The 12,311-nt window shown below is 38.9% G+C and carries 11 protein-coding genes and 1 tRNA gene; 1 reads left to right on the top strand and 11 read right to left on the bottom strand.

What is annotated here, in order from left to right; translation table 11 throughout:
- Positions 1-140: 140 nt before the first annotated feature.
- The 6 genes from galB to FN809_RS12915 form a co-directional block, all read right to left on the bottom strand.
- The gene (galB, locus tag FN809_RS12940) at positions 141-2,594 is read right to left on the bottom strand and encodes a beta-galactosidase GalB (protein ID WP_221929423.1); all 2,454 of its coding nucleotides are present in this window, start codon (positions 2,592-2,594) and stop codon (positions 141-143) included.
- Positions 2,595-2,868: 274 nt separating this feature from the next.
- Complete coding sequence (locus tag FN809_RS12935; protein WP_142533948.1) at positions 2,869-3,249, bottom strand: (deoxy)nucleoside triphosphate pyrophosphohydrolase; 381 nt, start codon at positions 3,247-3,249, stop codon at positions 2,869-2,871.
- A 410-nt stretch (positions 3,250-3,659) separates the two neighbouring features.
- Positions 3,660-4,964, bottom strand: a complete 1,305-nt coding sequence (locus FN809_RS12930; protein WP_142533947.1) for an ArsB/NhaD family transporter — start codon at positions 4,962-4,964, stop codon at positions 3,660-3,662.
- 5 nt (positions 4,965-4,969) lie between these two features.
- On the bottom strand, positions 4,970-5,413 hold the full coding sequence (locus FN809_RS12925; protein WP_142533946.1) for a CBS domain-containing protein: 444 nt from the start codon (positions 5,411-5,413) through the stop codon (positions 4,970-4,972).
- Positions 5,414-5,420: 7 nt separating this feature from the next.
- Positions 5,421-6,371 (bottom strand): 1-phosphofructokinase family hexose kinase, encoded by a 951-nt coding sequence (locus FN809_RS12920; protein ID WP_142533945.1) that lies wholly within the window; start codon positions 6,369-6,371, stop codon positions 5,421-5,423.
- Positions 6,372-7,308: 937 nt separating this feature from the next.
- Positions 7,309-7,393, bottom strand: a tRNA-Ser gene (locus FN809_RS12915).
- A gap of 478 nt (positions 7,394-7,871) precedes the next feature.
- On the opposite strand from FN809_RS12915, the gene FN809_RS12910 reads away from it, so the two are divergent.
- Positions 7,872-8,240, top strand: coding sequence for a response regulator (locus FN809_RS12910; RefSeq protein ID WP_142533944.1), 369 nt, complete (start codon positions 7,872-7,874; stop codon positions 8,238-8,240).
- 158 nt (positions 8,241-8,398) lie between these two features.
- On the opposite strand, the gene FN809_RS12905 is transcribed toward FN809_RS12910, so the two are convergent.
- The 5 genes from FN809_RS12905 to FN809_RS12885 all read right to left on the bottom strand — a co-directional run bounded on the left by FN809_RS12905 (position 8,399) and on the right by FN809_RS12885 (position 11,600).
- On the bottom strand, positions 8,399-9,115 hold the full coding sequence (locus FN809_RS12905; RefSeq protein WP_142533943.1) for a peroxiredoxin: 717 nt from the start codon (positions 9,113-9,115) through the stop codon (positions 8,399-8,401).
- Positions 9,116-9,166: 51 nt separating this feature from the next.
- Positions 9,167-9,592, bottom strand: coding sequence for a Fur family transcriptional regulator (locus tag FN809_RS12900; protein ID WP_142533942.1), 426 nt, complete (start codon positions 9,590-9,592; stop codon positions 9,167-9,169).
- A gap of 361 nt (positions 9,593-9,953) precedes the next feature.
- Positions 9,954-10,226, bottom strand: a complete 273-nt coding sequence (locus FN809_RS12895; RefSeq protein WP_142533941.1) for a CPCC family cysteine-rich protein — start codon at positions 10,224-10,226, stop codon at positions 9,954-9,956.
- Between the two features lie 20 nt (positions 10,227-10,246).
- Complete coding sequence (locus FN809_RS12890; protein WP_142533940.1) at positions 10,247-10,867, bottom strand: helix-turn-helix transcriptional regulator; 621 nt, start codon at positions 10,865-10,867, stop codon at positions 10,247-10,249.
- Positions 10,848-11,600 (bottom strand): hemerythrin domain-containing protein, encoded by a 753-nt coding sequence (locus FN809_RS12885; RefSeq protein WP_142533939.1) that lies wholly within the window; start codon positions 11,598-11,600, stop codon positions 10,848-10,850. Before FN809_RS12885 ends, FN809_RS12890 begins: the two co-directional genes overlap by 20 nt.
- Between the last annotated feature and the right edge of the window lie 711 nt (positions 11,601-12,311).

The raw sequence follows: 12,311 nt of genomic DNA, 5'->3' as shown, positions 1-12,311 counted from the left end.
GCAAGCAAATTGCGGCTTATGCTAAAGATTTTTCCAGAGTTAAAGTGAATTTATTTATAATTCTTTTGAAAGGCCGATCCAATATGATCGGCCTTTTTTAATCCTGTTTATTTTCCCAATCCTTTGGCTTTAGCATTCTTTTATAGCTCCATTGTTACAGCACCAGTGGCAGATTCCGAGACTATTGATATCGCCCCTTTTTTTAATCCTTTGCCACTGACCTCGAGCTTTATGTTGCCGGGCTTATCGGTAGCTTGTACCAATACCACCAGTTTTCCGCTGAAGGCTTTCATGGTGGGAAGGTGAAACATTTGCAGCGAGGTGGCATCGCCGTTACATGCTGCACGGTAGGTGCCTGCTCCCTTTACTTTAAAGGATAAGTGATTGCTGGCATTAGGGCACAGGTTGCCGTCCTTATCCACCACCGAAACGGTAACATAGCTAAGGTCCTTTCCATCGGCACTGATCACTTTGCGGTCGGCTGAGAGCACAAGGTGGTGCGGAACACCTGCGGTGTGCATTTCCTTTTGGGCCATTTGGTTACCCTGTTCATCAAAAGCAATTACCTTAATAGTGCCTGGCTCGTATTTTACGTCCATCCACATAAGCCGGTAACGATTTTGCGGGCTGGAGTCATTCTTTGTTTGCACGCCCTGGCTCTTTCCGTTTACAAAAAGCTCGGCACTGGGATGGTTGGTATATACAAAAACAGGCGTAGTTTCGCCCTCACGGCCTTTCCAATTCCAGTGCGGAAGGATGTGGAGTGTTTCATCTTTCGTATTCCAGCGACTGCGATATAAATAATAACGATCCTTGGGTAATCCGGCCAAATCGCATATGCCAAAATAGGAACTTCGCGATGGCCAGTAATTATCATAGGGTGTTGGCTCGCCCAGGTAGTCGAAGCCTGTCCAAACAAATTCGCCTATCACCCAATCATGGTCATCCTGCAAAACAAAATCCTCGTCGGGCACATTGCTCCAGCTGCAGGCTTCCAAATCGTACGATGAAGATTGCCCATCGGGGTATTGCACCATTTTGCCGGGCTCAACGGGGAACTTATACACGCCCCTTGAACTTACCGTTGAAGCCGTTTCTGAGCCCAAAATAAAACCCTGTGGAAATTTATCGTAGGCTTCTTTGTACAGATGTGTGCGGTAATTGAGGCCGGGTATGTCAAGCACGGCACCAAAGCCACTTTTCATCACCGCTTTTACCTGATCCATACCCACCGTGACAGGTCGCGTGGGATCTTCGCGATGAAAAATATCCTGCAACCATTTGGCTCTTTTTACGCCGAGACTCCCATATTGGTCGGGTACCTCGTTACCGGAACTCCACATTACGATGCTGGGATGATTACGTGTGGCACGTACCAGGTTTACCACATCTTTTTCGGCCCACTCGTTAAAAAAGCGATGGTAGCCATTTTCTACTTTGGCCTTGGCCCACTCGTCAAAACTCTCGGCCAGGAACAGAAAGCCCATTTCGTCGCATAATTCCAATTGCTCCAACGAGGGCATGTTGTGTGAAGAGCGAACGGCATTGCAGCCCATATCTTTGAGAATGACCAACTGGCGACGCAATGCTGCCGTATTGATAGCGGCGCCTATGGGGCCTAAATCGTGATGTAAGCACACGCCTTTGAACTTAGTTACCTCGCTGTTTAGCACAAATCCTTTATCCGGCTCGTAGGCAATCTGGCGGATGCCAAAGCGGATTAGCTGCTCATCTTTTAATTGATTGCCTTGGTATAGTTTTAATTTTGCCGTATATAAATAGGGCGTTTCGGGGCTCCATAATGTTGGATTAAGAACTTCCAGATTTTGCTCCATGGTGTGGCCAAATATTTGTTGGCTGCTGTGTTGACTCACCCGCTTTCCATTGGCATCCATAATTTCGCTTACCAGCGTTAAATCGCTTCCGTCCACCTCAGCTTTTATATTTACTTTGGCCTGCTCACCCGAAATAAATGGGGTAGTGACAAAGGTTCCCCAATGTCTAAAGCTAACTTCATCTTTTAAGATGAGTTGTACCTTACGATACAGTCCGGCGCCGGGATACCAGCGGGATGATTTTTTGTGGTTCTCTAAACGAACAGCCAGCGTGTTATCCTGGCCTTTTAGCAGGTGTTCGGATATGTCGAAATAAAAGTAGCTGTAACCATAAGGTCTATAGCCTACTTTTTTACCATTCAAATAAACCTGCGCCTCACTCATGGCGCCATCAAAAGTAAGCAGTACTTTTTTACCCTCGGTAAACTGTGGCACCCGAAATTGTTTACGATACCAGCCCACGCCAATATACGGCAAGGCACCTGTACGTCCTGTTTTTTCGGTGGCCACCTTTTCGTTGTTTTGTACAATGGCTACCACCTGTTTGTCTAACTCCTTATCGAAGGGTCCGGTGATGGCCCAATCGTGTGGCACGCTAACATGCTCCCAAGCGGTATCGTCATAATCCATTTTAATGGCCTCGTTGTTATCGATCCGGGTAAACTTCCAGTTTTTATGGAGGGTGATTACCGTACGCTGTCCGTTTGCGGTAAGTGAAAATAGTACGCAAATGGTGAGAAGTATGGTTTGTTTCATCATTGTTATTTTATTGGTAACAGGTCTTAAAAAATAGCTTTCAATTCATCTCCGTAAAAATAGCAAGGTTTATGGATAAAGTAAGTATAATAGATAACAAGTTGTAAGTATTGGGACATTTAACCTGGACGAGCCAAAACCACAAAAGTTTGGCTCGCTCAAGTTAGTCGGCAAAATTATTGGCTATAGCTTATAAGGTTTGGTATCCAAAATTAACCAATGCTACATAAGTTGGATCCATTTTTTATCATTCGGAACAAATATTACCCGTCCATCCTTAAACTTTGGCTAAAGCTACTACAATAGGGATGTCCGCAGGAGCAAACTTGTAATTATTCAACTCCTCCTTTGTTATCCAGGCCATTTTATCATGATCGTGTAATACAATGTTGCCCGAAAGGTGTACGCATTTATAAGCCCTTAAAAGGATTTGCTTCGCTTCATATTGGTGCGTGTTCTCCATGTAAAAGTCATTTATCTTTATCGTAATATTTAATTCTTCTTTAATTTCCCTGGCCAAACATTCTTGCTCGGTTTCGTTGGCATCTAATTTACCGCCGGGAAACTCCCAATGCCCGGCCATATGCTTACCGGGTCCCCTGCGTGTAATCAGGATTTTAGATGCTTTTTGTATGATGGCCGCTGTTACTGTTATCATTATAGTATTGGTTTTTAAAACTCCTAACAGGACTTTAAGATTTGTTAGCTCTTAGTTTTTTTCGCGTAAAAATAACATGATTCGTTACCAAAAAAATATTGTTTTAATAACTTATTTGTGTAATTGATGCTTGCTCCTTTATGTAGCCTGCTTAATCTCATGCTGGAAGCATTTATAGGTAATGCTTATAGCCTGAGCTTATATATATCGATATTACATAAATATTTATCTCTTTTTGGGGGATATGACTACTACACAGCCTAATAAAATCATATACAATTCGAAGTAGGATTGAAGGAGCATTGTTTACTATGCAATGTAAAAAATAGAAAAACAAGCATTTATTTTTGAGTTTGATTTAGCCTAAATAACCAGGTATTTATTTCTGTTCTGACAGTACATTCTTCGGCCTATAATAAAAAGTACCTAAAATGGATATACAACGAAGCAAGTGCAATAGATACTAACATAAGCGGAATGCCTATTTTTAAATACTCTTTAAAGCGCAAAGGATGATCCGTTTTTTGCGTAAATCCGGCCACAATAATATTGGCGGCTGCACCTATCAAAGTCCCATTGCCGCCAAAGCAGGCGCCTAAGGATAATGCCCACCAAAGCGAATCGATATTTCCTCCTGCTGCTTCCCCCATATTTTCTATTACGGAAATCATGGTAGCCGTATATGGAATGCTATTGATAAAGGTAGTACATATAGCCGACATCCATAAAATAAGCTGGGATGCTTTCACGGCTTCTCCTCCGGTAGCAACAATCATTTGATCGGCCAGATAGGTTATTACACCTGTTTTTTCGAGGCCTCCAACGATAACAAATAAACCAATAAAAAAGAATAAGGTAGGCCACTCTACTTCCTTTAAAATCTCTTCAGGATCTTCTTTGGTGATCATCATCAGTAAAAAACCTCCCCCCAGTGCAACCGAAGCAAGACTAACATGATGTATATGGTGCGTCATAAAAGCTCCAATAATCAGCGCAAAAACAATTAAGTTTTTAATCAAAAATTTTTTATCCTTAATGGCTCGTTTCTCATCAAAGGCATCCACTTTGCTCGTGTCAACTTCTATTGCATTAAGCTTTTTTTTATAGATTATGCTTAGCAAGCCGAATGTAACAATTGAAACGATTATAACAATAGGCAAGTTGTTAATGATAAAGTCCATAAAATCGAGATGGGTAGCACCCCCGATCATTATATTGGGTGGATCGCCAATTAAGGTGGCGGCTCCGCCAATATTGGAAAAAAGAATTTCAGAAATCAGTAAGGGCAATGGACTTATTTTAATGGTATCGGCAACCGCAAAGGTTAAAGGAACGATAATTAGAACTGTTGTTACATTATCAAGAAATGCCGATAATACGGCGGTTACGATGGATAAAACCACCAATATTCGCCATGGGTTTCCACCTGTAATTTTTATGCCTTTGATAGCAATATATTCAAACAAGCCTGTTTTTCGCATGATGGCAACCGTCATCATCATACCGCAAAGTAAGCCAATTGTATCAAAATCAATATATTCCACGGCCTCATTCTGGCTAATAATATGGAATGCAACAAACAGGAAACCACCTAACATGGCAGCAATGGCATTGGGCAGTTTTTCCGTCGTAATCAATGTAAAAGTCAGTGTAAACACAACTAAGGCAATAATTATATGGAAAGTGCTTATTTGACTTGAAACGAGTAACAACATATCGATTAATTTATATCCAGTGAAACAGACAGAATATCAATTCGAGTTAACATGCCGATGAGCGTTTTGCCTTCAACAACGGGTAAAATGGTTCCTTTTTGGCGGTATAATAGATCTGCCGCATACGACATCGATTCATCCGGTGATACACAAGGATATTTTTCGTCGATAAAATCAATAATTTTATGATCCAGTTTGTTTTTTAAATGGATAGTTATGTGATCCAATGCCGCCATAAACGAAGTGTCGTACATGGTTTTCATATAGGCTGGTATAGCTCCGTTTAAAATATCCTGTTCGCTGATGCATCCCATATATTCGCCCAATTTATTAACCACGGGCAGTGCACTTAAGCGATGTAGTTTCATCGTATTGATTACCCTGTGCAAAGTGGAATTTTCATTCACACAGGTAATATCTTTATGAATATACTCTTGAACTTTTTTCATGGTTTCACTAAAAATTAACTACTTCTATATCAATTCTGGATAAATTAGCTCCAATTTTATCAATAGCTGATATTTCCTTATAAATATCCTCCACGTCAGTTAATCCGGCTGCTGAAGCATAGCGCAGTACTTCCTCCTCTTTTTCTCTATTTATATAAGCATGAATAAAACCTGCCAAATAGGCGTCGGCATATCCCAACATATTAACTATGCTCATATTTCGAGGTCGTAATACAAAAGCCTTTGATTGAGACACCACAACTACATTCTCCAGTCGATGTGTAAAAATGATATATTCGGTGTTCGGACATTTTTTTAATATCTCTCGTCCTGTGCTAATAAATTGATCTACTCCGTCCACATTTTTTCCCAGTATAAAATGATCTGATCTCATATCCGGATTTATTAAAAAAGGCTGTGCCTCCATTAAAACGGGTAAATATTTTGGAGAGGTATGCACCATTACTTTTTTGCCCTGTTTGCGCGCCAAATCAACCATCTGAATATATATCTCGGGCAATACACCCAGTGGTAAGGATCCGGCAATGGCAATTAATTTTACTCTGGCTAATAGTCGCTCGTAATTCTCCATAAAAAACGTTATATCCTCTTGCGGTATTTCTTGACCAAAATCATTAATCTCCGTTAATGTTTCATTTTCTCTATCCAAAATAGAGATGTTAGTGCGTGTAGAACCCTGAGTGAAGATAAAATTGGTAGTGATGCCTTCTTTTCTGATGGCATCGCATAACATATGGCCGGCATGTCCCCCGGCAAAGCCGGAAGCGATTACCTCATCACCCATTTTAGCAAGTGTATTGGCAATGTTTACCCCTTTGCCACCAGCAGAAACCATACTCATTTCTCCTTTCGAAAGCCGATGTAACTTATGCACCTCAAAAGAATCAACAATAAGTATTTTATCGATGGCCGGGTTTAAAGTAACTGTTAGTACCATAACTCAATTTATTTTGTTTTGAAGCAATGTAAAAGCAGTAACCAATGAGTTATTTAAGTTATTAAAATGAAGTGGTTAAAAAAAGTATAGGAGCACTTTTTATGGGTGAGCATATAATAAGCAAGCCTTTTTTGGAATTTATCTCCGTAAAGGTGAGTGTATCGCTGTTTTTTTGTTCAGTTTAAGCATTACAATAAAAGTAATAATGTATCAGATTTTCATATTTTAGATTGGAAATAGCAAATAATTAATCACCGAGGAAGAGCGGTTAGCGTAAGTTATACCTTGCCGATTAATTTTTAGTTTGAATTAAAAGTAATGAAGCTTATAGGTGGGGAGTGTAAATTGAACTCTGTCCTGTTGGGAGTAATCCCATCATGACAAATTGAAACAACACCATTTTTAAGGCCTTCTGCAAAGTTTTTGAGCGAAACACTTACTTTTTGAAGCTTAATCCCCCTCCAGTCTTTTACACGGTTATTTTCTTAAGACACAAATTCAGCAATATCATCGCTTATTATATTCCTTAATTTTTATTACTTTTTTTGCCCGTCTAATTTTTTGCGCAGAAATAGGTTCTTTAATCTACAATATTTTTTGCTTTAAGGATTAACCCAGCCTGAGATATAGATATCTTATTTATGGGTGTTTTGGCTAGAAGAAGTTTATTTTAACCAAACGCTCCATTTAATTTCTAACCATGGAGCCAATCTCCATGCAGAGAGAAATAAAACAGAGCATGTAATAACAATTTTCTTTCTGCATCCGCAGCCAACGAGTCCGTTACCGACAAAAGAAAGGAGATTATTAATTAAAAGTTACAATACATGTCGTAAAAAGCAACCTTGTATAGAAACAAAAAACGCATCACTTTTTCAAGTGATGCGTGTAAAAATACGTGTAAATTTCGTATCCGCCTGATTATCAAGCTAAATTGCGGAGAGAGAGGGATTCGAACCCCCGGTACCTCGCGGTACAACGGTTTTCAAGACCGCCGCATTCGACCACTCTGCCATCTCTCCAAAGTTTTTATATCGTGTCCAAAAACCATGCTGTAGTAGTTGTTTGAACGTGTATCTCTTTTGATAACGGCTGCAAATGTATAGCATTTTTTTGAACTGCAAAAATAAAATCCGAAAAAATATAAACTTTAACCAGGCTATGTTTTTAATGTGCTAACATTAAGTATGTTGCTGTTTTTTTAAAAGTTAAAAGTACAATGGGTAATAATGTGCAAGACGATTAATTTATTTAGCGGTATTATTATTTAGTATTGGGTTTTATTGATATATTTGACGGTTAAATTTACCAAAGTTTCATGTAATAAAACTGAGATTGTTTCGTATTAGTAATGTAAGTGTTTAATATAGTAGACATTGCAAAAGCGATAGGATTACAAGCAATGTGCAACCAGATAAATGAATTAGGATGAAGTGTTTAAGTGGATTTTTTATTAAATGAATCTATTTTTATGTTATCCGTTTTAAAATGTTAGTTTAAATGAAGAATGCAGGTGTTGTTCTTTATGTTGATGACGAACCAATCAACTTAAAATTATTTAATATCATGTTTCGGAATATTTTTAAAATTATCACGGCCCAATCCGGGAGCGAAGCGCTTGAGTTGTTGCAAAGCAACCCGGAGGTTAATGTTGTGGTAAGCGATATGAAAATGCCCGGAATGAATGGTTTGGAGTTTATTGAAACTGCGCGTATTCAAAGAGGGGAGATACCATTCTTTCTTTTGTCGGGATACGGTATGACCCCCGAAATAGAAAAAGCTTTAAACGACCAACTTATTGATGGCTATTTCCAGAAGCCGCTGAAAAAATCATTAGTGGAACAAGAGTTGATTAAACATATGAATTAGTTGCCTTGTGTAGGATTGGCTGTTAAAGAAATTTTAATTAGCCACAGTGGGGTGAGATAATAATGTAGAACATTGTTTTATGTATAAAAAAAACTGTGTCTCCGAAAGTAATAACGGAGACGCAGTTTTTTTATAATTGTACAGATGGTACGTAGGTCTTACTTCTTAAGTATCTTGTCTAACACAAGATTTTTGTCCAGTTTTTTGGTGCAGAAAAACCAATCCTTACAATCAATTGCACTGTCTTCCATGCGTTCCTGAGCCGATCCGCACGATCCGGCCGGACTAACGATTACATCGTCGCCAGGCTGCCAGTCGGCTGGTGTGGCCACACCAAATTCATCGGCGGCCTGTAGTGCTATTACAACGCGATACAATTCCTCAAAGTTACGGCCTAAGCTTAGCGGGTAATAAATAATGGTACGGATAATTCCTTTGGGATCGATAAAAAATACCGCTCTAACGGCTTTTGTGCTATCCTCATTAGGTTGAATCATACCGTACTTTTTGGCTACGTTCATCGAAATATCTTCAATCAAGGGGAATTTCACTTCAACATTTTTCATGCCCTTGTATTCAATTTTCTCTTTAATGGTACGCAACCAGGCAATGTGGCTGTAAAGTCCGTCAATAGAAAGCCCCACCAATTTGCAGTTGGCTTTTGCAAATTTTTCTTCCATGGTGGCAAAGGTCATAAACTCTGAGGTGCATACCGGTGTAAAGTCGGCCGGATGGCTAAATAGGATTACCCATTCGCCTGCATAATCTTTTGGAAAATTAATATCGCCCTGCGTAGTTACTGCAGTAAATTCCGGTGCCGGGTCGCCAATGCGTGGCATACTTATTACTTCTTGTTCTAATTTTTGTTCTTCCATTTCAAATAGTGTTAAATAGTTAGTTGTAAAAATTTATTGTTTGAATTTATATTAGCATTTATGAAATGTACCTCGTATCTGAAGTACAACATCTTCTATTGCAAAGTGCTTCAAATTTTTTTTGTTAAAATATTCGCTTAGCAACTGATCCAGTTCAGGATCGTTATAATCTTCTATTGTATCGCATTTGCTGCAATATAAATGGTGATGGTTTTCAGTTATTCCATCATAGCGCATGATGTCGCGATCGGTCTTAACTCTTTTAACAAGGTTTTTTTGTACCAGCGTATCCAGCACTTTATAAACCGTACCTGTGGCAATATTGGGATTCGATTTACGGATATGTTCTATAATTTTTTCGGCGGTAGGATGGTTTTTTAAAGTGTATATGGCATTTAAAATTTCCACCCTTTGGGGGGTTACCTTTAATCCGGCCTCCGATAACAAATTTCTTATTTCGCTTTGTTTATAACTCATGCTTCTAATTCTTATATAAGAATCATTCTCGTTTAGCTATTCTGCCAAATTAGTTAAAAATATGATCGCGTGCAACTATAAATATTGGTTTCACCTGATTTTTTGATGATTTTTCTGGAGAATTGTACAGGGTGGGGGAGTGAGCAGCGCAGGTATCGCGTGTTAGTACTATGCGTATGCGTAGTAAAATAAAATACGGATTGAGATTTTAAGTTATTGTACTTATAAGAATTATTGAATACAGTGCCCAGAGTGTATTGAGCTTTAGCTCTATTGTAATTTATTTTATTGGACCGAGCAGATAATTAGTTTTTTTGAAGCAAGAAATAATATAAGGGTAGGATGATCAGTACGGGGGTGTTTAGGACCACTCCGGATTTCGTTTTGCATTTTCGCCCGGTTTTTGGCAGTAACGCTTCATATCTTCGTGGCTAGCACCAGAGTGAGTATAATTTTGTTGTGCCTGGCTAAGCGATACCAGATTGCCACTGAATTCGAGATGGGGATCGTTAAATTGCAGGGGATCGTCCTCCCAAAAGCAAATGGGACATATTTCCAATTCAAGTCTTTTTTTCGGATCAAAAGAGTTGTATCCGCAGCAGGGGCAGTATTCGTTGAGGTCAATTTTTTTCATCAACGCAAATATAGCAAACACTATTTGCTTTTAACAGTCTCCGGATCAATAAGATTATTTATAATGGCATACACGGTTAGGCCGGCAATGGTTTTAATCCCTAATTTTTCTGTTATATTTTTTCGGTGGGTGATAACAGTATTGGAGCTTATAAACAATTTTTCGGCAATTTCTTTGTTTGAGTACCCCATAGCTACTGCTGTTAATACTTCTATCTCCCGGTCGCTTAAGAGTGTGGTGTTTTCATGTTCAATTGGGTTTTTGTCCGGTTCAAAAAAGAATTCCTGAAATTTTTCGAGTACATCTTTTTGGTTGTCGATATTATGCATAAAGCTGGCGCACGAACAGTGTTTCATCGACGCATCCCCTATCACCATTAATTTTCCGCAAGGACATAATTCTTTAAGTGATTGCAGAGATTTCTCTTTGGCGAGTGGTAAAATATCTTGATTTATAATTAGGTATTCAATATCGGGATGATGTTTTAAGCATTGTGTGATATTATCGTAATCGTTTGTTTCGTATAGCTCAGGTTCAACACCGATTACGCTAATAATGGTTTTTATGCCCAGCCGATATAAAAATTGTTTCGCTGCAATGGCTATTTTTATTTTTTTGGCTTCATTTGGTTCCACTTGCATCAAGTATTTTTTGTTCTAACAGTTTTACTTTTGGTATCAAAACGTTGTCTTCTATTCGTGAGTGGTTTTCCAAATCGGCTTCCAGTCTAAATAATTCGGTAAGGAGTTTTTGGCACGAATCCTTGCATAATACAGGAGGGAGGTGGCGGATAATTAAATTTTTAAGATCGCTCAATTTCACTTCCATATTCTCGTGGCTTCGCTCGTACTCTTCAATCGGTTGTTCTTTAACCCGCTGTATCAATTCTGCGTCTATTTGTTTCGATTCCAAAGCCTGTTCCAGTGAAATAACATAAGGGAATACCACGTAATCCTCTTTGTCTAAGTGCTTTTTGAGCTCCACTTTGTATTGTTCGAAAAAATTACTCAACAGGTTTACGTTTTGAAAATTAGCGTCTGTTGATTGCTTTTTCATTTCCTCAATACAGCCCTCTATATCGGGCACCTTACTATTTAAATAATATGCATGTGTCCGCGATAAATAATGGATGATGAGTTGCACATTAAAATTCTGAAGTTGTTTTTCGGGGAAGTACTTGTGATTATGATAGGAGTTGATAATGGCCAAAAAAAACCAAACATTGATGTCGTGTTGTTTACAAACTTCAAAAACGGTTTTATTGCTGAAACCATAATCGATGCCAAACCTCCCGATAATAGGGATAAGTCTGTAATCCATATGTATTACATCCGCCATTTTGGTTTGCGAGGTAAACGGTAAGTTTTTGTTCATGTCTTCACCTTTTAATGCTCTTAATAATTCAAGTGTATGGTTTTAAGCTAATTGTATTGTATATATAAAGGCTAGCTTATTTGACATCAAATATACCGGATAAAATAGAAATAGGTAATCACTATTTGTAGGGATTTTTTATGAATGGGAGATGGGCTAAAATTTTTGGCCTTACCGGTTTTTTTTGTTGTCAACGAACAGCAATTCTTAGGCTCTTAAACCAATTAATGCCATTGCCACAAAAAATAGCACACCTTGTCCCGCAGCACCGCGGGAGTCTCGCTTAGGCAGACCAGGTTTTGTTGACGATAATTGGTTGTTATTGCTTTAATTCCCCAACAGGTTTTTGATGCGTATGCATCCGACCGTCTGAAAAATATTATTTGGCCCGAATCGCCACCTTGTTAGTTGCGGGAAGTTCCGAATTGGTTAGTAGGTTACCCTGCCGCAGCTAAGTGGCGTAAAGAGATAGATGATGTTTTTCGGGCAGCTCCCGATGTGCTGGAATCAAAAATAAAGATTCTCTGCTGAAAGAAAAGGGAGGAAAGCTGGAGTTAATTGAATATTTAACATGCTTGGGCAGTATCGGTTCCACGGAGCTGCTCCTAACAATTACGGAGGTTTTTTTACCAGCAGAATAGGTGTGTGAGCAAATTTTTAACTCATTTAGTTTGCTACGAAAAAAGTAAATACAAGCGGTCGGCTATTTTT

The organism is Saccharicrinis carchari (genome assembly GCF_900182605.1).
Lineage (GTDB): Bacteria > Bacteroidota > Bacteroidia > Bacteroidales > Marinilabiliaceae > Saccharicrinis > Saccharicrinis carchari.
This window is presented reverse-complemented; position numbering and strand designations above follow the sequence as displayed.

Bases quoted from the DNA above. Each gene is read 5' to 3' on its own strand.
- galB (WP_221929423.1), bottom strand. From the start codon at position 2,594: ATGATGAAACAAACCATACTTCTCACCATTTGCGTACTATTTTCACTT.
- FN809_RS12935 (WP_142533948.1), bottom strand. From the start codon at position 3,249: ATGATAACAGTAACAGCGGCCATCATACAAAAAGCATCTAAAATCCTG.
- FN809_RS12930 (WP_142533947.1), bottom strand. From the start codon at position 4,964: ATGTTGTTACTCGTTTCAAGTCAAATAAGCACTTTCCATATAATTATT.
- FN809_RS12925 (WP_142533946.1), bottom strand. From the start codon at position 5,413: ATGAAAAAAGTTCAAGAGTATATTCATAAAGATATTACCTGTGTGAAT.
- FN809_RS12920 (WP_142533945.1), bottom strand. From the start codon at position 6,371: ATGGTACTAACAGTTACTTTAAACCCGGCCATCGATAAAATACTTATT.
- FN809_RS12910 (WP_142533944.1), top strand. From the start codon at position 7,872: ATGAAGAATGCAGGTGTTGTTCTTTATGTTGATGACGAACCAATCAAC.
- FN809_RS12905 (WP_142533943.1), bottom strand. From the start codon at position 9,115: ATGGAAGAACAAAAATTAGAACAAGAAGTAATAAGTATGCCACGCATT.
- FN809_RS12900 (WP_142533942.1), bottom strand. From the start codon at position 9,592: ATGAGTTATAAACAAAGCGAAATAAGAAATTTGTTATCGGAGGCCGGA.
- FN809_RS12895 (WP_142533941.1), bottom strand. From the start codon at position 10,226: ATGAAAAAAATTGACCTCAACGAATACTGCCCCTGCTGCGGATACAAC.
- FN809_RS12890 (WP_142533940.1), bottom strand. From the start codon at position 10,867: ATGCAAGTGGAACCAAATGAAGCCAAAAAAATAAAAATAGCCATTGCA.
- FN809_RS12885 (WP_142533939.1), bottom strand. From the start codon at position 11,600: ATGAACAAAAACTTACCGTTTACCTCGCAAACCAAAATGGCGGATGTA.